This is a genomic window from Streptococcus sp. 4886 (genome assembly GCF_013276485.1).
GTDB lineage: Bacteria > Bacillota > Bacilli > Lactobacillales > Streptococcaceae > Streptococcus.
On record NZ_VMLD01000005.1, the window covers coordinates 21,692 to 43,704 of the forward strand.

General features: G+C 38.0%; 15 protein-coding genes and 3 pseudogenes. 1 reads left to right on the forward strand and 17 read right to left on the reverse strand.

Going from position 1 to position 22,013, the window contains the following annotated elements; genetic code table 11:
• Positions 1-99 precede the first annotated feature (99 nt).
• Both HT679_RS02330 and HT679_RS02335 read right to left on the reverse strand, forming a co-directional pair.
• Positions 100-393 (reverse strand): helix-turn-helix transcriptional regulator, encoded by a 294-nt coding sequence (locus tag HT679_RS02330; protein ID WP_112445038.1) that lies wholly within the window; start codon positions 391-393, stop codon positions 100-102.
• Between the two features lie 48 nt (positions 394-441).
• Positions 442-927 (reverse strand): annotated as a pseudogene (locus HT679_RS02335) (helix-turn-helix domain-containing protein); the annotation flags it as partial.
• A 155-nt stretch (positions 928-1,082) separates the two neighbouring features.
• On the opposite strand from HT679_RS02335, the gene HT679_RS02340 reads away from it, so the two are divergent.
• The gene (locus HT679_RS02340; protein WP_173212697.1) at positions 1,083-2,084 is read left to right on the forward strand and encodes an endonuclease/exonuclease/phosphatase family protein; all 1,002 of its coding nucleotides are present in this window, start codon (positions 1,083-1,085) and stop codon (positions 2,082-2,084) included.
• Positions 2,085-2,249: 165 nt separating this feature from the next.
• Here HT679_RS02340 and HT679_RS02345 read toward each other — a convergent pair.
• From HT679_RS02345 to HT679_RS02415, 15 genes and pseudogenes are all read right to left on the reverse strand, one after another.
• Positions 2,250-3,575 (reverse strand): annotated as a pseudogene (locus tag HT679_RS02345) (IS66 family transposase).
• On the reverse strand, positions 3,550-3,756 hold the full coding sequence (locus tag HT679_RS02350; protein WP_050167145.1) for a transposase: 207 nt from the start codon (positions 3,754-3,756) through the stop codon (positions 3,550-3,552). The pseudogene HT679_RS02345 and the gene HT679_RS02350 overlap by 26 nt, the downstream one beginning before the upstream one ends.
• Positions 3,757-3,809: 53 nt before the next feature.
• Complete coding sequence (tnpB, locus tag HT679_RS02355) at positions 3,810-4,160, reverse strand: IS66 family insertion sequence element accessory protein TnpB (protein ID WP_023941878.1); 351 nt, start codon at positions 4,158-4,160, stop codon at positions 3,810-3,812.
• Complete coding sequence (locus HT679_RS02360; RefSeq protein WP_001136123.1) at positions 4,141-4,326, reverse strand: hypothetical protein; 186 nt, start codon at positions 4,324-4,326, stop codon at positions 4,141-4,143. The genes tnpB and HT679_RS02360 overlap by 20 nt, the downstream gene beginning before the upstream one ends.
• 251 nt (positions 4,327-4,577) lie before the next feature.
• Entirely contained in the window at positions 4,578-6,983 is a 2,406-nt protein-coding gene (gene pheT / locus HT679_RS02365; RefSeq protein WP_173212699.1) for a phenylalanine--tRNA ligase subunit beta, read from the reverse strand.
• A 76-nt stretch (positions 6,984-7,059) separates the two neighbouring features.
• Entirely contained in the window at positions 7,060-7,569 is a 510-nt protein-coding gene (locus HT679_RS02370; RefSeq protein ID WP_173212701.1) for an N-acetyltransferase, read from the reverse strand.
• Complete coding sequence (gene pheS, locus HT679_RS02375; RefSeq protein ID WP_000103743.1) at positions 7,569-8,615, reverse strand: phenylalanine--tRNA ligase subunit alpha; 1,047 nt, start codon at positions 8,613-8,615, stop codon at positions 7,569-7,571. The genes HT679_RS02370 and pheS overlap by 1 nt, the downstream gene beginning before the upstream one ends.
• Before the next feature lie 367 nt (positions 8,616-8,982).
• The gene (locus HT679_RS02380; RefSeq protein WP_173212703.1) at positions 8,983-11,661 is read right to left on the reverse strand and encodes a DEAD/DEAH box helicase family protein; all 2,679 of its coding nucleotides are present in this window, start codon (positions 11,659-11,661) and stop codon (positions 8,983-8,985) included.
• Positions 11,662-11,901: 240 nt separating this feature from the next.
• Positions 11,902-12,696 carry a Fic/DOC family protein gene (locus HT679_RS02385; protein WP_173212705.1) on the reverse strand — a complete coding sequence of 265 codons (795 nt, stop codon included), beginning with the start codon at positions 12,694-12,696 and terminating at the stop codon, positions 11,902-11,904.
• A 48-nt stretch (positions 12,697-12,744) separates the two neighbouring features.
• Positions 12,745-12,883 (reverse strand): annotated as a pseudogene (locus HT679_RS02390) (DNA cytosine methyltransferase); the annotation flags it as partial.
• Between the two features lie 213 nt (positions 12,884-13,096).
• Positions 13,097-13,963 (reverse strand): hypothetical protein, encoded by an 867-nt coding sequence (locus HT679_RS02395; protein WP_173212707.1) that lies wholly within the window; start codon positions 13,961-13,963, stop codon positions 13,097-13,099.
• Positions 13,964-13,966: 3 nt separating this feature from the next.
• Positions 13,967-16,018 carry an ATP-binding protein gene (locus tag HT679_RS02400; RefSeq protein WP_240149569.1) on the reverse strand — a complete coding sequence of 684 codons (2,052 nt, stop codon included), beginning with the start codon at positions 16,016-16,018 and terminating at the stop codon, positions 13,967-13,969.
• Between the two features lie 78 nt (positions 16,019-16,096).
• Positions 16,097-17,260: a DNA cytosine methyltransferase gene (locus HT679_RS02405; RefSeq protein ID WP_173212711.1), complete on the reverse strand. Its 1,164-nt coding sequence runs from the start codon at positions 17,258-17,260 to the stop codon at positions 16,097-16,099.
• A gap of 74 nt (positions 17,261-17,334) precedes the next feature.
• Entirely contained in the window at positions 17,335-19,986 is a 2,652-nt protein-coding gene (locus HT679_RS02410) for a valine--tRNA ligase (protein ID WP_173212714.1), read from the reverse strand.
• 13 nt (positions 19,987-19,999) lie between these two features.
• On the reverse strand, positions 20,000-21,823 hold the full coding sequence (locus HT679_RS02415; RefSeq protein ID WP_050202754.1) for a DUF262 domain-containing protein: 1,824 nt from the start codon (positions 21,821-21,823) through the stop codon (positions 20,000-20,002).
• Positions 21,824-22,013: the final 190 nt, after the last annotated feature.

Here is a 22,013-nt window from a genome sequence, read left to right on the forward strand (position 1 = left end):
TTCAAACCGCGTCAACGTCGCCTTGCCGTACTCAAGTACAGCCTGCGGCTAGTTTCCTAGTTTGCTCTTTGATTTTCATTGAGTATGAGTCTACTCTAATCAACTCTTTTCCTGTTCGAGGGGGACGACTGCTAGTGTCTTTCCTAAACTGGCTAAAACTTTCAAGACTGTATCCAACTGAGGACTTGTCTTGCCTGTTTCCATCCTAGCTATGACAGGCTGGCTTACTCCACTGAATTCTTCCAGCTTTTTCTGGCTGATTCCTTGGTCATGCCTAGCCTCAATCAGCTCACTCATGATAGCCACTCGCATATCACTTTCAAGAATTTCCTCCTTTGTAAAGAGTTGAGATCGGACATCCTTCCAGTTACTCCCAATAGCACTATTCTCCATCACTTAGCCCTCTTTCTTTTACGTCTATGTATAATGAGCGAATTATGATTCGATAGATTGACCAGCGGGTTTAAAGTTGGAACTAGCTTGTTTCTTAAGCGCTTTTCCTTTTCTAGGATAGAGCAGATCCTGTTTTGATAATCCTAATTTTCCATGATGAATCCAATAGTAAATGGTTGAAATTCCCACGTTAACGCCCTTAGCCATCACCATCATTTCAGGCGAAAATTTTTGGTTATGATAGTGGAGAATCTTTTCCTTTAGTTCCTTGGTCAAGCTTGATTTCTTGACCGAGCGCTTGCGATTATTTTCATAAAATTGTTGAGCGTAGTCGGCAGAGTAAAGCTCTTTACCCCCCTTTCCCAAGACATTTTCGGACTGTCCCACGCTTGATTTCAGTATGGATGTTTGAGGAGCTTTTCCAAATAGAGAGGCAATTTCTCTATTTGATTTTCCTTCTTTTTTCCATCGTTCGATTAAGCAACGACTATCGATTGTCAAATGTTTGCCTTTTGTAGTATAATTGTCTTGCATTTCTGTGCCTTTTAATCATTTCAATCTTAAATTGGACTTTTTTTACTTGGGTTGTACTTAATCTATGAGGAAGACAAGAAAAAGAATATCAATCAAGTAAAGTCACAAAATCACATTAGCTCCGAGCAACCATTGCAAATTGAGGTACTCATACAATGATTAAAACATTTCTTTCTGCCCTTTCTGTCATTCTCTTCGCTATCCCTATCATAGCTTATTCTTTTTTCCCATCTTCTAATCTTAATATTTGGCTATCTACCAGACCTATCTTGGCACAGATTTATGCCTTCCCCTTAGCTACTGCAACTATGGCTTCTATTTTAAGTTTCGTATTTTTTTCCCTATCTTTTTACAAGAAAAATAAACAAATACGGTTTTACTCTGGCATTTTGCTCTTATTATCGCTCATATTACTATTATTCGGAACAGATAAAACCCTTTCTTCCACATCAAATAAGACTAAAACCTTAAAATTAGTAACTTGGAACGTCGCTAATCAAATAGAAGCACAACATATTGAGCGAATTTTTAGCCATTTTGATGCTGATATGGCTATATTCCCTGAACTAGCTACCAATATCAGAGGTGAGCAAGAAAACCAGAGAATCAAACTATTGTTTCATCAAGTTGGACTTTCTATAGCCAACTATGATATTTTTACTTCTCCACCTACTGACAGTGGAATAGCTCCTGTGACTGTGATTGTCAAGAAAAGTTATGGTTTCTATACAGAAGCTAAAACTTTCCATACAACACGGTTCGGGACAATTGTATTACATTCGAGAAAACAAAATATACCAGATATCATTGCTTTGCATACTGCTCCTCCTCTGCCAGGTTTAATGGAAATCTGGAAGCAAGACTTAAACATCATTCATAATCAATTGGCTTCAAAATATCCAAAGGCTATTATTGCAGGTGATTTTAATGCAACTATGCGTCATGGAGCACTTGCAAAAATAAGCTCTCATAGGGACGCATTAAATGTACTACCACCTTTTGAAAGAGGAACTTGGAATAGCCAAAGTCCAAAACTTTTTAATGCAACGATAGATCATATCTTATTGCCTAAAAACCACTACTATGTTAGAGATTTAGACATTGTAAGTTTTCAAAACTCTGATCATAGATGTATTTTTACAGAAATCACATTTTAATTATTTTATACTCTTCGACAATCTCTTCAAACCACGTCAGCGTCGACTTACCTTAGACATATGGTTACTGACTTCGTCAGTCTTATCGTAACCGCCCAATAACGAAGTATATTGAAAAATCTCCAGACTAGAGAACTCACGGATAGTTCCTAATCTGGAGATTTCTTATTTGCACTTTTCTTGTACAACTTTAGTCCATGGTAAATAAGCCTCTAAAACCTCTTTGTTTACGAGAGTTTCCTCGTTTGGAAGACATTCTAGAAGATAGGATAGATATTTCTCGCTATTTAATTGATGACGTTTAGCTGTTTCCAACAAACTCATAATAATAGCTGTTGCTTTAGCTCCTTCAAAACTTTGAGAAAACAACCAATTTTTACGTCCCATAACCAATGATTTAATGGCGCGTTCAGCTAGATTATTGGAAAGGACCAGATGCCCGTCTTTCAAAATGGTCTTAAAGGTTTCTTCATACTTGAGACTGTATTCAATTGCCCTTCCTAGTTTTGAACCAGGTAAAACTGACTGACGCCGACACCAAGCAAAGAAGTCTTCCATTAGGGGTTGGAGCTCTTCTTGACGTTTCTGTAGTCGTTCATCAGCTGGCAAAACCTCCCAGTCTCTCTCCAAGGCAAATAACTGGTCACAATAAGCTAAACCTTTAGCTCCTAAGGATGACTTATCTGCTTGCTTGGGGGTGGATTCAAAAAACTTCCTTCTCACATGCGCCCAACATCCAACAAGTTCAGCTTCTTCCAGTTGACGATAAGCAGACCACATGTCACAATGCACATATCCAGAATAATCTCCTAGGAATTCTTGTACTACTGAACCACTTCGACGCTGATCATGGTGGTACAGCGTGATTGCTTGCTTCTCAGCTTTCCCAGACAAAAAAGTCCAATAGTAGGTCAGATGGCTATCACTCTCTAGCACTCTATAAGAAGTTTCATCCGCATGAAGTAAGGGCTGAGTCAATAGTTTCTCTCGCAAGAGGTTATAGAGGGGCTCCAAATAGTATTGACTCGCCTTGATATGCCAATTAGAGATTTCCTTACGTGTGATTGGTAAACCCATCCTAGCCCAATCTTCTTCTTGGCGATAATTGGGGACCTTCAGATTGAACTTCTGATGGATGGTGTGAGCGATTATAGAAGCTGAGCCAAGGCTATGCGCCAAAGGGGCTTTAGGAATAGGAGCTTTCACAATTTTATCACTCGGATTTTTCTCACTGCATGCTTGGCATTTGTAAGAGTGTTGGATATGATCTATGCGTTTTAATTGCGCAGGAATAAAGACTAATTCTTGGCCTTAAAGACTCGCTCCAATCTCTTTTAGCTCTCCCTGACAGTCAGGGCAAATGCAATCCTCTAAGCGATGATGGAGTTCTTCTGAATCGAATTGGGCAAGAAGAGCTTGACGTTTCCCTTTAGCTTTCTTACGTTTATAGGTGATTTCTTCTCTTTCAACTGGGAACATCTCCATCTTCATCAGATGAAACTTCCTCCTCAAAAAGGCTGACTTGTCCAGATGGACAAACACTTTTCTCAGAGGATTTTCCATAGAGCTTTTGCGTTAGATAAGCCACTTGTTCACGCAGAAGGGCAAGTTCATTGGTGAGACTATCAATTGTAGCACTCTGTTGTTGAATGATTTTTAATAAGTCTTTCATCATCTTCCCTCTCTGTTTTCTAACTTTATTATACTAAAAAGAAAGTCCTCATTTCAATAGAAATCACGACTTTCTGATGAATTTATTTTTGGAGTGATAGAAAAGCCCTTCATCAGCCAGTCTACTTGTTCAGGTGTGAGAGCTTTGACATCCTTTTCTGTACTTGGCCAAGTCAACTTACCGTTCTCAAAGCGTTTATATAGTAGCCAAAATCCTTGACCATCCCAGTAAAGAGCTTTAAAGCGGTCTTTACGTCCACCACAAAAGAGAAAGACTTGACCTGAGAAAGGATCCAATTCAAAGTGGGTTTTAATGAGATAAGCCAGTGAATCAATGCCTTGTCTCATATCCGTTTTCCCACATACGAGATAGACCTGCCCTAGACTAGATAGATGAATTGTCATAGAGCAACACCTTATCCAAAAGCTGCTCTATCATTTCGAGATTGAGAGATTGAAAAAAACTTACTTCAAGCTTGCCAATACGAATTTTAAGCAGAATATCATTTCTCTTTTTAGAATCAAAACGACGAGATTGTGGAATCTCTACAGGAACAATAGGTTGTGGCATTAAAATATCCTCCAATAGTTTTACTTTACTAATAGTATACAGGAGGTCTTCCATGAATGATAGATACCTTGTTATGACGCGCTTACACTGTTTTGAGCTGACTTCGTCAGTCTTATCTACAACCTCAAAACAGTGTTTTGAGCAACCTACGGCTAGCTTCCTAGTTTGCTTTTTGATTTTCATTGAGTATTATATAAAATCACCCCTCTAGTGTTCATAAACTAGAGGGGGAATTTGTATCATACTATCGTTTAACGCACTTCTGCGTTCACTTTTTCTTCAAGTGATGCTTGGATTTTTTCCATGTAGCGTGCGACTTCTTCGTCCGTTAAGCTGTCTTCTGGATTTTGGAAAGTCAAGCTATAAGCCATTGACTTCATACCAAGTCCCAATTTTTCGCCTGAGAAGACGTCAAAGAGTTTGATATCTGTCAAACGTTTCACACCGGCAGCTTGGATAGCATCTACAACTTCTTGGTGAGTCACTTCTGCCTTGAGAAGGAGGGCAACGTCACGGCTAACTGCTGGGAATTTAGTGATTTCCACAAATGGAGCAGCAGGTTGAAGAGCAGCCTCGATGGCTGAAAGGTTGAGCTCAGCTACATACGTTTCTGGAATATCGTAAGCCTTAGCAGTGACTGGATGCACTTGGCCAAGGAAACCAAGAACTTGGTCACCGAGTGAAATGACTGCTGTACGACCTGGATGAAGGCTAGCGATTTCAGATGTTGCTGTATAGGTCACTTCTAGTCCCAAACGAGCAAATAGCGCTTCTAGGATTCCCTTAGCATAGAAGAAATCAACTGGAACTGCTGCTGTTTGGAAATCTTTTTCAGCAACCAAGCCTGTCAAGGCAAAGGCAAAGCTGTTGATTTCATTTGGAAGTTCTTCTTTTGGATTACCTGTTTGTTCAAAGACTTTTCCAATCTCGTAAAGGGCCAAGTTTTTGTTCTTACGAGCTACGTTATAAGCCACCGTATCAAGGATACCAGAAATCATATTTTGACGGAGGACAGAACGGTCCACTGTCATTGGCCACATGAGTTCAGTAAGGTTACTTGGTTGAGCCGTAAACTCAACTGCTTTTTCAGGAGTTGTTAGAGCATAGGTGATGATTTCTGTCAAACCTGCTCCTTCAGCAATCGTACGAACTTGGCGACGGAGTTTTTGTGTGGCAGTCAATTCACCAGCTGTACCATCGTCTTTTGGAAGGCTGGTTGGCAAGCGGTCATATCCATAGATACGAGCGATTTCTTCAAAGAGGTCCGCTTCGATGGTGATATCCCAACGGCGACGTGGGACGCTGACTGTAAAGCTGTCTGCATTTCCAGAAAGACCAAAGCCAAGACGACGGAAGACGTCTTCTACATCAGCATAAGAAAGCTCAGTTCCAAGGACACGGTTAACGTCTGCAAGAGTTGAAGAAACTTCCACATCAGAGATATCAAGTTCACCCGCTGAAACGATGCCCTTACGAACCGTCGCACCTGAAAGTTCTGCCATCATGCTAGCTGCCGCATCAAGGGCTTCGTTAACAGTTGCCACATTGATACCTTTTTCAAAGCGAGAAGATGACTCAGAACGAAGATTGAGACGTCCGCTAGTCTTGCGGATTGATTTTCCGTTGAAGACTGCAGCTTCAAGGACGACACGACTAGATTTCTCAGAGATTTCTGTTGCTTGACCGCCCATGACACCTGCAAGGGCTACTGGCTTGTCTGCGACAGTGATAACTAAGTCATTCATGTCCAAGTCACGTTCTTCACCATCTAAAGTCACCAATTTTTCACCAGCACGCGCTTCACGCACACGGATGTCTGTCCCTTCAAAGGTATCCAAGTCAAAGGCGTGCATAGGTTGACCAAAGTAGAGAAGGATATAGTTGGTCACGTCCACTACGTTATTGATTGGACGGATACCTTCGTTCATGAGAAGGTTTTGCAACCATTGTGGACTTGGTGCGATAGTCACATTGTCCAAGATACGAGCGGCATAGTAAGGCGCCTTGTCTGTCTCAATGCCCACAGAAAGAGCATCTGCTGCAGCTTGGTCAGTTTCTGAAAGAGTAAATTCTTTAAAGTTGACTGCCTTGTCATAGATGGCCGCAACCTCGTGAGCCACCCCACGCATAGAAAGAGCGTCCGCACGGTTAGGTGTAATTGAAAGTTCGATGATTTCATCATCCAAGTCTAGATATGAGAAGACTTCCTCACCTGGAACGGCATTTTCTGACAAGATTTGGATGCCATCTGCGAATTCCTTAGGCACAACTGAGTCAGAAATTCCCAATTCGCCAAGCGAACAGATCATTCCAAGTGACTCTAAACCACGGATTTTTCCTTTTTTGATTTTGTAGTTGTCAGCGATGCGAGCTCCCGGAAGAGCCACCATAACCTTGATACCAGCACGCACATTTGGGGCACCACAGACGATTTGACGGGCTTCTTCTTCGCCAACGTTAACCTGACAAACATGGAGGTGAGTTTCTGGCACATCTTCACAAGACAAGACCTCACCGACGACAATTTTCGAGAGACCAGCAGCCGGTGATTCGACACCTTCTACCTCGATCCCTGTAGTTGACATTTTTTCAGCCAACTCTTGTGATGGCACATCAATGTCCACCAATTCTTTTAACCATTTATAAGATACAAGCATAATTTAGTTCTCCAGAATGACAGTTGCCACTCTAGTTCTTTTCCTTTCCTATCATTTCAATAGAAGAATCATCTTCTTACCTTAATTTCTTTTTCAGTAACCAATCTGTATCTACTTTTTGACCAACCATAAAATGATGTTGGCTAAATTTTTCAAAACCATATCGATTATAAAACGCTTGAGCTTTTGTATTATGCTCCCAAACACCTAACCAAGCCCAGGAAAAACTATTTTTGGTAGCAAGTTCAAGAGCAAATTCAAACAGTTGCTTACCGAATCCAAATCCTTGGAATTTTTGTAGCACATAGAGGCGTTGAATTTCAAAAGCATCCTCTAATTCTCTCTCACTCTGAGCACTTCCCCAGTTGACTTTGAGAAAACCAGCTATCTCCTCTTCATGCATAATGAAATAGGTTTCAGATTCTGGATTTTCCAACTCAGTTGACAAAACTCTCAAACTATAAGCATCTTCAAAGTATTCCTGTAACTGCTCTTCCGTATTATCATGAGCAAATGTTTCACGAAAGGTTTGTTTGGCAATTTTAGCCAACACCTCAACATCTGCCATTTCTACTTTTCTAATCATTATTTAAACTGCTCTGAGAAGCGAACATCTCCTTGGTAGAAGCCACGAATATCGTTGATTCCGTAACGGAGCATAGCTACACGCTCTTGTCCAAGACCAAAGGCAAATCCAGAGTAAACAGTCGCATCGATACCACTCATTTCAAGGACACGTGGGTGAACCATACCGGCCCCCATAATTTCGATCCAACCAGTTTTCTTACATACGTTACAGCCTTCTCCACCACACTTGAAGCAAGAAACATCCACCTCAACAGATGGCTCTGTGAATGGGAAGTAGGATGGACGCAAACGAATTTGACGCTCTTCACCAAACATTTTTTGGACAATCAACTGAAGGGTTCCTTGAAGATCAGCCATAGAGATATTTTTCCCAACAACCAAGCCTTCAATTTGGTGGAACTGGTGACTGTGGGTCGCATCGTCCGTATCACGACGGAAGACACGCCCTGGCGAGATCATCTTCAAAGGACCTTTTGAAAAATCATGGGCATCCATAGCACGCGCTTGAACTGGAGACGTGTGAGTACGGAGTAAGATTTCTTCTGTGATATAGAATGTGTCCTGCATATCACGGGCTGGGTGGTCTTTGGGAAGGTTCATACGTTCAAAGTTATAGTAGTCTTGCTCCACTTCAAAACCATCCACGACTTGGTAACCCATCCCAATGAAAATATCTTCGATTTCCTCACTGGTTTGTGTCAAAACATGACGGTGACCAGTCGCAACTGGACGACCTGGAAGTGTCACATCGATACTCTCGCTAGCCAGTTGAGCCGCGACTTTCTTTTCTTCCAATAGTTTAGCTGTTTCTTCAAAAGCTGCTGTCAAGACATCACGAGCTTCATTGACGTGTTTCCCAATGATTGGACGCATCTCAGCAGAAACATCTTTCATCCCTTTGAGGATTTCAGTAAGCGAACCCTTTTTACCAAGGACAGAGACACGCAAATCTTGCATCTCTTTTTCATTTTCAGCAGTAATCTGCTTCAAGCTAGCCAGCGTTTCTTCACGAAGTGCTTTTAATTGTTCTTCAATAGTTGACATAATTCCTCCATCAGTCGCTCGTAGATAAAAAGAAAACCACATGCCAAAAACTCCACTCGGAGCGTTGACACGCGGTACCATCCGTTTTCATCTGACAAGTCAGACCTTCATTTCTAAATCCATGCGCAAGTGAATTCACCCAGCTTTCATATAGAGAGCTTGCAGTCACGGCTCTCCTCCCTGATATACTTCCCTTGAGTTACTAGTTTTGCAGATTCCTATTCAATTACTACATAGTTTATCAGATTTTTACCATTCTTGCAAGACCTATCTCACTTCTGCTTGTTAGATGTGATTCGAATGTGATAATGGCAACAGTCTCACTAAAGAAATGAAAATCATACATAGAAATTTTTAAAAATTTTCTCTATCGTAAACCTGCCACTAGTTCAGAAACTATACTAGCTGATTCCAAACGTAGTATGGTCATTTCATCTACCTTCCCTAATAATGGCATTGCGCCATACCAAACAATGGTCTTGTTTACCAAAAGAATGGGCGTGACTATTTTTGATTGAGTAAAAGATACTTTAATTTTCTGGCTCTTCAACTGGTCTAGCCATGCTTTATTTGCAACCGTCTCTGGTATACATATCTCAATTTTACTAATCCTAAATTCTTTTAGAAATTTCATCAGTTTTGTCTGGTGCACATAAGGTAAAATAAGCATACATTCCTGTCTTTCCCCTGCCAAGTCCTCTCTCAACACCTTCTCATATCTACTATCAACATAAACGAATGGTTTCTCCTCACCCTCGATGACACGATAATCCATTTTTCGATAAGCTACTTGTCGTTTCTGAAACATCTTTTCTAAATAAGGAACATGAATATCCACATAATCGAAAATACGCACCAAAGACTTATCCTTGTAGTTTCGATGAATCCGACCTGCATACTGAATCAAATTATTTTTCCAAGAAAAGGGCGCTGCCAAGATAAGCGTGTCTAGCTGAGGCAAGTCAAAACCTTCGCCAATGTATTTTCCAGTAGACAACAAAACAAACCCTTTATCTAGCTGTTCTAATGTCTTCAATAAACTTGTTCTCTCTTGGACTTTGGTTTTTCCGCTAATAATGTAACAGTCATCAACCTCTTTCTCTTTCAATAACTTTTCAAAGACATCTATCTGTTGAATTCGATTGACTAGAACCAAGATATTCCGCCCTTCTGCCACTTGGTCTAGAATATCCTTGAGAATCATCTGATTCCTCACTGAGTCTGTCGCAATCCAATCACTAAGCTGTATAAAATTACTTGCTTTGGTCTTTTCAATCTCCAAATGACCAAAAGAAGTGAATCTTAATTGCAATTGCCGTTTAAAATCCGTTTCCCTCTTATCAGCAGTATGGAGTATCTCACCAATTCTCTGAAAAACAATAGGTTCATGACCATTCTTACGTTCAGGCGTAGCCGTCAAACCGTAAAGATACTTCCCTCTAAACTGTGCCACAACTTTTTCAAACATCAAAGCAGAGACATGATGACACTCATCCACAATCATCATCTCATACTTATCCAAAAGACTTTGACTATTTTCCAACTTAAATAGAGATTGGATCATAACGACATCAACCAGTCCACTCAGCCATTTCTTAGTCCCACCGTACTGCCCAACATAGCCTATTACCTTTTCACGACCTGATGCCGTATAACGGGTAGCTTCTTCCTCTTCGAAAGTCAAAAAATGGTTTAAACGATCCAGCCATTGGTCTAAGAGTTGCTTATTATGAACTAGGATAATTGTTTTGGCCTTCCTTTCAGAGATGAGAGCAGCACCTAAAACGGTCTTCCCAAAACCAGTCTCCGCATGGAGTAAGCCATTTTCTTTGGAAATCATATCTGACAGGGCTAACTCTTGCTCAAAAGTGAGTTCTCCCTTAAATTCCACTCTAATAGACCTTTGTACCTTTCTCCTATCTTCCACAGATACCTGCTTAAATTTATCTTGCAATGGATACAGCAAGCCTCTTGGCAGCCATAAATAATGATAAGATTCTCCAAATAAATACATTCGCTCAGGAATTTGATAGGTTGGCTGTCGCATAGCCTGCTTTAAATAAAATTCGGGATTAGAAAATGAAGCCATATTTTTCAAGAAAAACAGTGTCTTGGGTGTCACAGACGATTTTTCAAGTTGGATCATATTGGATAAGACGACCTTCAACTCCTTATCCAATTCTTGCTTGCCTAACTCCTCTTGGATTAACAATGCCACTTTAGCAGTTGAAACCCTCTGAATTTCTTGTAGATACCTCCATTGGTCTTCATAAGGCTGAAACTGTTCATCCACAAAGACCGTTCTCCCTTGATGGTAAGCTTCTCCTTGAAAAGGCAAGGCAATCAAATTTCCAAATCCCCCCTTAGGAAGGACATCCTGATTTGGAAACATGCGATCAAAAGAATCAAAGGACAGTTGCATACTTTCCTGCATTGCCAGTTCTAACAGTTTCTTTCCAAACAAGCGAGCCTCTCGACTCGGAATCGCTTCCTCAAAGAAGAACCAAATATGGAGTCCGTGACCCGAACGAGAAATCTCTAAATGGGCTTCCATCTGGCGTTCCCTGGCTATTCTTCGAATGGTTAAACCAGCTTCTTTCCAATCTCCTTCATCAAAATCCAGTACCAAAAAATAACAGCTATCATCTAAGTGCATAGGAAAGATACCGATAGCTGTCTCCCCACGAAAATGAGATTTCAAAACGGAGTCCGTTAATGTCTGGAAACTCCGTTTTTCAGGCGGCAACTGCTTCCAACCATAATCATAGGATGGAAAATACTGAATTTTCCCTTGATCATTGATAAAACTCTTAGCATAAACATCATAACGGCCAGCAAACACGGAGGTAAACAATTGTAATTTTTCTTGCGTCGTCAAGCGACTACGTTGAAGTTGGAACATCTCCTCGAACTGAGAGCGTTCCATAACAAACTGACTCTTGTCTTTAAGACGTTTACACAAGAAAAACTCACTATCCCCATTAAAAGAAGAAAAGACATCAAGTACTTCTACCACAATTCCATCCAAAGACACAAAAACAGCCATAAGAGTCACCTCCTTGATTCCTATAGGCTGATTATAACAAGAATAGCTGAAATTGTACACGAAAATAAAATCCGAATAGCACTGAAAGTACGAGATAAATAGAGTTTAAACGAGCAATCTATAAAATTAAAAAAACACATATTATCAAGCGACCTAAATCTTTGATGATATGCGTTTTCTTGTAGGAATATTTACTTCATTTTTTTCCTAAAATTCAATGTTTACTCAGTATTAGGATTTTTAAAGATCGAGTTCTAGATACATCTTTTCTGATGACAGATCATTTTGACCACCGAGCAAGAGATTTTCAAAAAAAGCTGTTAAAAACTCAGGACGTCGCTGTAAAATCTTTGCATTATCTAATACCAAGGCATCACGAAAATACTTGGCATGTTGCTGAAATGGTGTATTATCAATATCAAAACCAAACTCACGAAGATACTGAATCAAAAAAACCGTTACTGTCCGGGTGTTTCCTTCACGAAATGGATGAATCTGCCAGATTCCTGAAATAAAATGTTGGATTTTTTTAATCACATCCGCCTGAGTTAGTGTCGCATATGCAACTTGTTTTTCCTGATTAAAATCATAATCCAAGGTCATTTGAATCATAGAGTAATCAGAGTACACAACACTTTCACCACTCAAAACAGGTTCATTCTTTGTGATATTGGTCTGACGAAATTGCCCCACTGGAATAGAGGACTCAAATATATCTTGAAACAACTCCTTATGAATAGCAAGTAAGGTCGCAGGACTAAAGCTAAAGCCTCTTCGAGATAATAGTTCCACGATACGAAGAGAAACCAAGTCTGCCTCCTCCGTACTTGCATCAATGGTATGATGATAAACCGTTGCATCCTCATAAACCTGCTCATAAGTCAGTTCTCCCCGAGACTGTTTCTCAGCCAAAGATTCCATATACGCTGATGGCACTAGATTATCAACTTTCTGCAGACCAAAACCAATCTGCCATAAGTCACGCTTAGCTTCATAAGACAAGTTTGGGTGGTCAATGTTGTAAGTTGGTTGCATAGAAAGTTCCTTTCAATTGTTTTTCTTCAGCGACTGAATAATATGATTATCAAGATATATCTGAATAAATGGGCCAGTAAGTCTGACGCGCAGACTTATCGAAGTCATTGGCATACACCACTCTGAACTCATTGGTCTGTTCAAATCCCAACTCAATTCTCCCAACACCTGAGAAGAATGCAGCAATCTTATACTTCTCAGGTCGGTTCGAACTTAGAGGTTTTGTTGTGTAGTGAGTTGCTTTCTAAAATGTTAGTTATATTAGTAGTATTTTGATAATTGTAAATAATTGTATTTTATCTTTTTATTGGATATTAAAATATCTTTTTGGCCCTATGTTTTTACTTACTCCTATGGATTTATCAACAATTTCCTTTTATACAATTAGGTACTTTCATCATCAATGTGTGTTATTGATTATTCTTTTTGGTTTTGCTCTTATCAATGCTTTCACTTGTTCTGATAGATGTATCAATGATTTTCTCTCTTCGTTAATTTCCTCTTCTACAATTTGTATACTTTTATCATCAAGGTTTGATATTACATAGCCTTTTACATCATTAAATTCTTCTTTAGAATGAGCTAATGAATTGCGTTTATCTATCATTTGCATCCAATCATTTAATAATGATGTATTGTGGGTTATATCACGTTTACTAAGATGATTATTTTTAAAATCTCTATAGAGAGATTTATAATTTCTAGAATCTGTTAAGTCAACATTTAATATTTTTTTTAACTCATATTCTATCTCAGCATTTTCACTCATATACTCTCCTCTAAGAGCATTTAGTTCATCCCACTTTGATAAACTAATTTCAATGGCTTTCTGAAATTCATGTTCAATTACTTCATCGCTGGGAGAGGATAAATTGATAATCATAGTATTATTTAATAATCCTAGATTATCTTCCTCGTTAATTTTTGTTATTACTGTCTCCTTTATCTCATCATAATTTTTTGAATAAAGAATAAAAAATTGCTTATATTTTTCTCGACTTCTTACATCGTTTAAAAATTCAATACCATTATCAATACCATTCTCATATTCTTCTCCTAAATTAAAATCGGATATAAAGAAATCGATTCTTTTAGAAGTATCATCCAAAATTTTTCTGGCATCTCCAATACTTTCACATAAATAACAATTATCTCCTAATAATTGATAACCTTTATCTTCTATAGCTTTTTTTACTATTTTTAAATAATCGTGAAAAGCATCTTCCATCTCATCTTCTAACCAAATAATACTAATATCTCTACGCATTTTCTAATTATCACCTAATTCAATTATAAAGCTTGTTTCTTCTGTATTTGAAACCACTTTAATTTCCCATTTAAATTTTTTACAAGTTTGTTTAATTATATACATCCCAACTCCTGTCCCATTCTCTTTAGTAGTAAATCCTAATCTAAAAATATCGTCCTTATTGACTATTTCAGAAGATAATGGCTTGTTAGAAGATATAACTAATTTATTTTCTTCATCAATAAATTTAAATATAATTTTATCTGCTAGTTGATCCATAGCATTTATAATAAAATTATCTAGTATCATACCTAAATCAAAAATATGTACTCTGGAAGTATGAGGATTATTTGAAAAATCAATTATAATCTCTAAATTTTTATAAGACAGACTGTTTAAATAACTCTTTATATAACTTTTGACATTAATGTATTTCCTTCCTTTTACTTCAGAAGTATTTAATTTTAGCACTTGATTTTTTATTGTAAATAATTTTCCAGAAGATTTTTTTAGACTAACAACATACTCGCTCACTCGTTCAAAATCATCTGTCGATTTAAAATCTGCAACAATTTTTTTATTTACTGAATCTATGTTTTTATACACTCCAGTTAATTCATGAGCCAACAAATTTTGTTGCGCAGAATTATTGCTTCCAATTAAAACATCCTTTCTTTTACTTTCCTCCTCTGCTACGTCTCTAGCTATTTCTGCTTCTTTCTGTTTTGTCTCTGCCAATTTTCTAGCTAACTCAGCCTCCTGACATTGCTGTTCTGCAATTTTTTTATTTTCTTCTGCTTGCTTTCTTTTTTCCTCTGCAAGTTGTTCTTTTCTTTCTATTTTCTCCTTCTCTTCTTGTCGAATCTTTTCAACTTCCTTACGCACTACAGTACCAATATTAACACGCTCAATTATCAACTTATTGATAATTGGTTTTAGCAACTCAATCAATAAAGTTATTCTTTCATCATTTCCTGATAATCCTTCACGATTTGAAGTTGAAATATCTTCCAAACAATCATTGTCTAAAATATCAAATGAGATTTCCCCTTCAATATAGTTACTGAAGGCTTGTGTGTTATTTAACTGTGGCATAAAATTTGATACTGCTAATTTATCTCTGACATAAAGTCTTAGCTGATTAGCCTTGTAAACATCATTCCTTATAAATCTATTAGTGGGATCATCTTTTGTATTTTCGGATGCTTCCGTCATATTAATTGTACTATGAATTCCTATCCAACCAGTCAATTCATAATCAAACTCTTTGGTTATTCCATGTATAGTTAAAAAATTTCTCTTTCCTTTCAAATTTATTTTAGTAACGTCTGATGGACTTAATTTCTTTACCTGACGTAACTTATTGGATACTTCCTTTAAATCTGCGTTTATTTTCACTGAGTCATTTAACAATTCGTTTTCAACGATACCATCAGAAGTTTGAAAAAAAGCATACAAATTTTTAAATCCAATTATTTTAGAAACTTTTGAAAATTCTATCTTCTGTTTTGATTTAGTCTTGTAAGCCACTTCGATAACTGCACCAATATTGTTTAACAAATAATAGTTAGCTAAAGTCATCTTCAAAGAATCCAACTTTCCCTCTGCAAATCCAGTCAAATCAACTCCAACTGATTTTATTAAAGTTCCTGATTCGAATGAATCCCAAACACTTTTATTTTCAATAGACACATCATTAATATCAACACGAATTAATTCAGGAATATCACTATCAGATGCGTTTGTGGAGTCTAGCATCCACGCTGTTTCAATTCCTCCTTTTTTAGAAACTATATAATATTTTTTTGACAAAAATAACGTTGCTAATTTTCCTATACCTTTTCTTCCCTTTGTCTTCTCAGATGACTCTTCTTTCGATAAGCGTCTGTTTCTCCCAATCAATGCGTATTTAGTAGATAAATCAACATAGCTCATTCCACTACCATTATCTAAAATTTCTAAGGTTGATTTCGATTTATCAATAGATTCTATATAGAGCTTAACATTTGTTGCACCAGCATCTAAACCATTAGCTATTAATTCAGATATTGCACTCCAGTTATTACTATACATTTGCTTTCCTAACAAGTTTAAAGCAAAATAAGAGAAGTTAAATGGGATACTGTTAGTTTCTATCATAATTAAACGCCTTTATAATTTATTTTCCTCGAAAAATTTCTTTATTCTATTAGCTAAATGAATACTTAAAATTGGAGGAACAGCATTACCAATCTGGGTATTAATTGCTTGTAGACCTCCGACAAACTTATAATTATCTGGAAAAGACTGTATTCTTGCACCTTCCCTTGCAGTCAAAGCTCTATTTTGACTAGGATGAATGCACCGTAAGGAGGATGGAGTTGATAAATTATTTGTTATGGTCGTTGAAGGTCTATCCCACCACAATCTACCGTAAGTATTACTATATCCTGAGGTTAAATAAAGTGCTCTATCTAACAATCCATCTTCTACCATTCTATTTATATCATTCTTACCTTGTCCTTCCTTAAGTGCAGCCATAATTTTCTGCAATCTTTGTCCATGATTACGACTTACATGATTAAATAATTGATCTTGATTACCTCTCATTAAAATTTGATAATCTGTTTGCGGATCTTCCACATATTGGTCCGCTCTGTCATTATTTCCTAAACTAGGTAAATCTCCAATAGCATCTCTTAAATTGAAGGGATTTTCAGAAGTACACTTTTCTGGAAAATTCCATTCAAACTCAATATTTAAATCATTTCTTACACCAATTAAAAAGACGCGTTCTCTATTTTGTGGAACACCATAATCCTTAGCATTAAGTAATTCTGTATAAACGTTATATCCATGAACATTTCCAAAGCTAGATAAATCTTTAAAACTTTCTTTTACATTTCGAATAATTGGGCCATTTTGCTCGTTTTTCATGGTTAGCAAACCATAAACATTTTCAAATACAAACATTTTAGGTTGGATAAATGAAAGTATCCTTCTATATTCACGATACATTTTTGCTCTCTTATCATACTGTCTCTTGCCAACCGTACTAAAGGACTGACAAGGTGGGCCACCAATAACTAAATCAACTCTTTTTGAACTGATTCCTTTGGATTTTAAAAAATGTTCGTCTATATTAGCAATATCTTCCTCAATCATAGTAACTCTAGGATAATTTTGTCTGAAAGCTTCTGCTGCGTCATGATTGAATTCATTTGCAAATCTAATGTTAAAGTCATTTCGGGAAACAAATTTATTATTTTTAATTGTATTCTGAAAGCCAAAAGTCAATCCTCCAGCACCAGAAAATAAATCTACAACTTCTATCATTTCTTACCCTTTTCAAAAAATATTCTCAGTTTCCATTATACCAAAAAACACGGCTCATCACCGTGTTTCTGTGTTTATTTAACGAGTTTCTTCATCTCATCAATACGTGCGACGGTCGCGTCGTATTTCGCTTGGTAGTCAGCTTGTTTGTCGCGTTCTTTTTGGACGACTTCTGGTTTGGCGTTGGCTACGAAGCGTTCGTTAGAGAGCTTCTTACCAACCATATCCAGTTCTTTTTGCCATTTAGCCAGTTCCTTATCGAGACGAGCCAGCTCTTCTTCGACATTGAGAAGATCAGCCAGTGGCAAGTAGATTTCTGCTCCTGTGATGACGCTTGACATAGCTAGTTCAGGCGCAGGAATATTTGAGGCGATCTCCAAGTGTTCTGGATTTGTGAAGCGTTTGATGTAGTTGACATTGCTGTTAAAGAAGGCTTCCAAGTCACTATCGCTGGTCTTAACAAGGATTGTGATTGGCTTGCTTGGAGCTACATTTACCTCCGCACGCGCATTACGAACGGCACGGATCAAGTCTTTGAGGCTTTCGACACCAGTGTGGGCAACAAGGTCTTCAAAGGCTGGGTTAACAGTTGGGTATTCTGCTGTAACGATAGAGCCTTCTGAGATTTGTCCAAAGATTTCCTCTGTCACGAATGGCATGATTGGGTGAAGAAGACGAAGGATCTTGTCCAAAGTATAAAGGAGAACAGAACGTGTGATGACTTTCTCTTCTTCGTTATCGCTATAAAGGACTTCCTTAGTCAACTCAACGTACCAGTCCGCAAACTCGTCCCAGATGAAGTTGTAGAGGATGTGTCCAGCAACACCAAATTCAAACTTGTCAAAGTTTTCAGTGACTTTGCCGATCGTTTCATTGAGGTTGTGGAGAATCCAGCGGTCTGTGACATTTCCAGCTTCCTTGTTAACCACTTTTTCCACATTAGCCGTTGCTTGCTCAAGGGTCAAGCCTTCATTGTTCATGAGGATGTAGCGAGAGATGTTCCAAATTTTGTTAATGAAGTTCCATGAAGCATCCATTTTCTCGTAAGAGAAGCGCACGTCTTGCCCTGGTGCAGAACCGTTTGAAAGGAACCAACGAAGGGCATCGGCACCGTATTTCTCGATAACATCCATTGGGTCAATCCCGTTACCGAGAGATTTAGACATCTTGCGTCCTTGCTCATCACGAATGAGACCGTGGATAAGGACGTTTTGGAATGGCTGACGACCAGTAAATTCCAAGGATTGGAAGATCATACGAGACACCCAGAAGAAGATGATGTCGTAACCTGTAACCAAGGTTGAAGTCGGGAAGTAGCGTTTGAAGTCTGCTGAGTCGACATCAGGCCAGCCCATAGTTGAGAACGGCCAAAGAGCAGAACTGAACCAAGTATCCAAAACGTCTTCGTCCTGAGTCCATCCGTCGCCTTCTGGAGCTTCCTCGCCGACATACATTTCACCCTCGGCATTGTACCAAGCAGGGATTTGGTGCCCCCACCAGAGCTGACGAGAGATAACCCAGTCGTGGACATTTTCCATCCATTGGAGGAAGGTATCGTTGAAACGAGGTGGGTAGAATTCAACTTTGTCCTCTGTGTCTTGGTTGGCAATAGCATTTTTCGCCAATTGGTCCATCTTAACGAACCATTGTGTAGACAAGCGTGGCTCAACCACTACACCAGTACGCTCTGAGTGACCAACACTGTGGACACGTTTTTCGATTTTAACAAGGGCACCGATTTCTTCCAGCTTAGCAACGACTGCCTTACGAGCTTCGAAACGGTCCATGCCTGCAAATTCGAAAGCCAAATCGTTCATGGTTCCGTCGTCGTTCATGACGTTGACTTGTGGTAAGTTATGGCGTTGACCAACCAAGAAGTCATTTGGATCGTGGGCAGGGGTGATTTTCACAACACCTGTACCAAACTCAGGGTCTGCGTGTTCGTCGGCAACGATTGGGATGAGTTTATTAGCGATTGGAAGGATGACATTTTTTCCGATCAAGTCCTTGTAGCGTGGGTCTTCTGGATTGACCGCAACGGCAACGTCCCCAAACATAGTCTCAGGACGAGTTGTGGCAACTTCAAGGGCGCGTGAACCGTCTTCCAGCATGTAGTTCATGTGGTAGAAAGCACCTTCAACGTCCTTGTGGATCACCTCGATATCAGAAAGAGCTGTGCGAGCTGCTGGATCCCAGTTGATGATAAACTCACCACGGTAGATCCAGCCTTTCTTGTAAAGGTCCACGAATACTTTGCGAACCGCTTTTGACAAACCTTCATCAAGAGTGAAACGCTCACGAGAGTAGTCTACTGAGAGCCCCATCTTGCCCCATTGTTCCTTGATAGTAGTGGCATATTCGTCTTTCCATTCCCAGACCTTCGTCAAGAAAGATTCACGACCTAGGTCATAACGTGTAATGCCCTCTCCACGCAAGCGCTCCTCAACCTTAGCCTGAGTGGCAATCCCAGCGTGGTCCATCCCCGGAAGCCAAAGCGTATCAAAGCCTTGCATGCGTTTTTGACGGATGATGATATCTTGCAAAGTCGTATCCCAAGCGTGACCAAGGTGAAGTTTACCTGTAACGTTTGGTGGTGGAATCACGATCGAATAAGGCTTAGCCTTTTGATCGCCTGAAGGCTTGAAAACATCAGCGTCAAGCCATTTTTGGTAACGACCAGCCTCAACCTCGGCTGGATTGTATTTAGGTGAAAGTTCTTTAGACATGTGTTTGTCCTTTCTAGTTAGTAACAAGATTGTAAAATTCTTCTAATAATTTATCGCGGCGTTCTGTTATATTTTTTTCTTCAAAATTTTCTATGTTATCTCGTATATCTTTAATAAGATTTACATTAGAATTCTCGTACATACTTTTCTTATCAGTAGAATTGGTGTGTTCAGTATTCTCTAGTAGAACAAGATTTCCTAAATCATAAACAATGTCACCAAGTTCATTTTGATTTTCTCTATCAACAATGTGCTCAATTGATAAATCATACACATATTTCAAAGCTTTATTTGCAGTGTTTTTACCATCTAACCTAATTCTCTCAGTTTCAAGAGAAACTAGAATATATTTCGCTAAATCTCTCGCTTTTAAATCTTTTGCTCCTTTTATTTTATTACCTTTGTCAAAAACTTTTTTACTTTTCTTTATTAATTCTATGCTAGGAGAAACTGTGTCTAATTGATCTTTTATAAAATTATTTAAAGAGGAAGTGTCTAGCTTCTCTGCATTAAATTTATTTGCCATTTGTTTATAAATAGCTTGAATTTTATTGGTTGTTGAAGGACCTCCCGTAGCTTTTATAGAATTAAGAACATTGTATTTTGTCACCATTGAAATAATTGATTTAAATTGTTTACTTTTTATACGGTTATCATTCATAGCATTAAATAAACTCAAGAATGCCATTCTAAACTGTGAGTATCCTGATGCTTTCAATATCTCCAAATTTTTCTTAATAATAAAGTTATCATCCTGATTAAAATATTTTTTAGTTCCAAAAAGATCATCATCTTCAGATGGATTGCATATAACTCTATAGAATTCTACATACTTTATACAATTATCTAAAAAATTACTATATTCATCTTCAGAAATTTTCTTCGTAAAAGTTTCGAATAATTTAGTTTGAGTTGTGTTAATTCCAAGAGAGTTAAAAAAATAATAGAAATAATCCGAAATATTTTCGTCAAGTTTATAAAGTATATCTGTTATGTGATTCCACTTTCTAGATGTCTCATCATGTTCATCATCTAAAACTTCAAAAATCCGGCTCTTAATTAGATCAATTTCACTTAATCTTAATCCCTTAGAATTGAAATTTTGATAAATTTTATTAACATCTTTTTCATCAACAGAATAAATACAAATAACTGTTGAATTAAGCAATTGTTTCCCTAAATAATCTATGTATTTGATGTAATCCTTAGGATCCCATATAATATCAGGTTCTTTACTATTTAACCCTTCCAAAAGCCTTTCTTGTAATAATTGATCTTTTATGAAATCAAAAGCTTTTCGTAGAGTCTCTTGAGAAGTATTTGTTGTTTCTTCTTTAGAAGCATCATGTGTACCTAGCTTCAGAATATCATAAGGGAGAATCGGATTCAGATTTTTATTAACTAATCTAGTTTTTGTCACTGTCTTTCCATCAGAAAAATGAGGAAAAATTAAATTAGTATTATAACCATGTGAATAAGATTCATCATCTCCTGTATTAACATTATATGATTCTATAATGTCTTTGATACATGCTAAAAATAAAGTCATGGTTGTAAGACGTTGCTGACCATCAATAACCTTATATGGCTTTTCAACACTGGCTTTTGTAACATCTCCAACCAATAAAATTGTTCCAAAAAAATAATCTGTTATTTCTGTTTCAAAAACTACTTTTTTTCCACTTACTGACAATGAGAGGTTCTTTCTTATATCAGAAATAAAATCCCTATATTGCTCTTCTTTCCAAGAAAAGTCCCTCTGAAAATTTGGCACTTCATATATATTTCGTTCAGCGAATACTTGTTCTATTCTTTGATCTTTTGTTCTAAAATTCATAATTCCCTCCTGTTACGTAAATCCTAAAATAGCCCCTGCCATCTACATGACAGGGACGAATGTATTTATCCGCGGTACCACCCAATTTCGGGCAGTTGCCCGCAACTCTCGTCTTTAAAACAAAAAGACACTTTTATTTCAATTTTTCATCCATTAGCAACTAGTTTTGACACATTTGTGGACTTCTCAG

Excerpts from the sequence above, each read along its gene's own strand:
- HT679_RS02330 (WP_112445038.1), bottom strand. The coding sequence starts at position 393 with ATGGAGAATAGTGCTATTGGGAGTAACTGGAAGGATGTCCGATCTCAA.
- HT679_RS02340 (WP_173212697.1), top strand. The coding sequence starts at position 1,083 with ATGATTAAAACATTTCTTTCTGCCCTTTCTGTCATTCTCTTCGCTATC.
- HT679_RS02350 (WP_050167145.1), bottom strand. The coding sequence starts at position 3,756 with ATGAAAGACTTATTAAAAATCATTCAACAACAGAGTGCTACAATTGAT.
- tnpB (WP_023941878.1), bottom strand. The coding sequence starts at position 4,160 with ATGACAATTCATCTATCTAGTCTAGGGCAGGTCTATCTCGTATGTGGG.
- HT679_RS02360 (WP_001136123.1), bottom strand. The coding sequence starts at position 4,326 with ATGCCACAACCTATTGTTCCTGTAGAGATTCCACAATCTCGTCGTTTT.
- pheT (WP_173212699.1), bottom strand. The coding sequence starts at position 6,983 with ATGCTTGTATCTTATAAATGGTTAAAAGAATTGGTGGACATTGATGTG.
- HT679_RS02370 (WP_173212701.1), bottom strand. The coding sequence starts at position 7,569 with ATGATTAGAAAAGTAGAAATGGCAGATGTTGAGGTGTTGGCTAAAATT.
- pheS (WP_000103743.1), bottom strand. The coding sequence starts at position 8,615 with ATGTCAACTATTGAAGAACAATTAAAAGCACTTCGTGAAGAAACGCTG.
- HT679_RS02380 (WP_173212703.1), bottom strand. The coding sequence starts at position 11,661 with ATGGCTGTTTTTGTGTCTTTGGATGGAATTGTGGTAGAAGTACTTGAT.
- HT679_RS02385 (WP_173212705.1), bottom strand. The coding sequence starts at position 12,696 with ATGCAACCAACTTACAACATTGACCACCCAAACTTGTCTTATGAAGCT.
- HT679_RS02395 (WP_173212707.1), bottom strand. The coding sequence starts at position 13,963 with ATGCGTAGAGATATTAGTATTATTTGGTTAGAAGATGAGATGGAAGAT.
- HT679_RS02400 (WP_240149569.1), bottom strand. The coding sequence starts at position 16,018 with ATGTATAGTAATAACTGGAGTGCAATATCTGAATTAATAGCTAATGGT.
- HT679_RS02405 (WP_173212711.1), bottom strand. The coding sequence starts at position 17,260 with ATGATAGAAGTTGTAGATTTATTTTCTGGTGCTGGAGGATTGACTTTT.
- HT679_RS02410 (WP_173212714.1), bottom strand. The coding sequence starts at position 19,986 with ATGTCTAAAGAACTTTCACCTAAATACAATCCAGCCGAGGTTGAGGCT.
- HT679_RS02415 (WP_050202754.1), bottom strand. The coding sequence starts at position 21,823 with ATGAATTTTAGAACAAAAGATCAAAGAATAGAACAAGTATTCGCTGAA.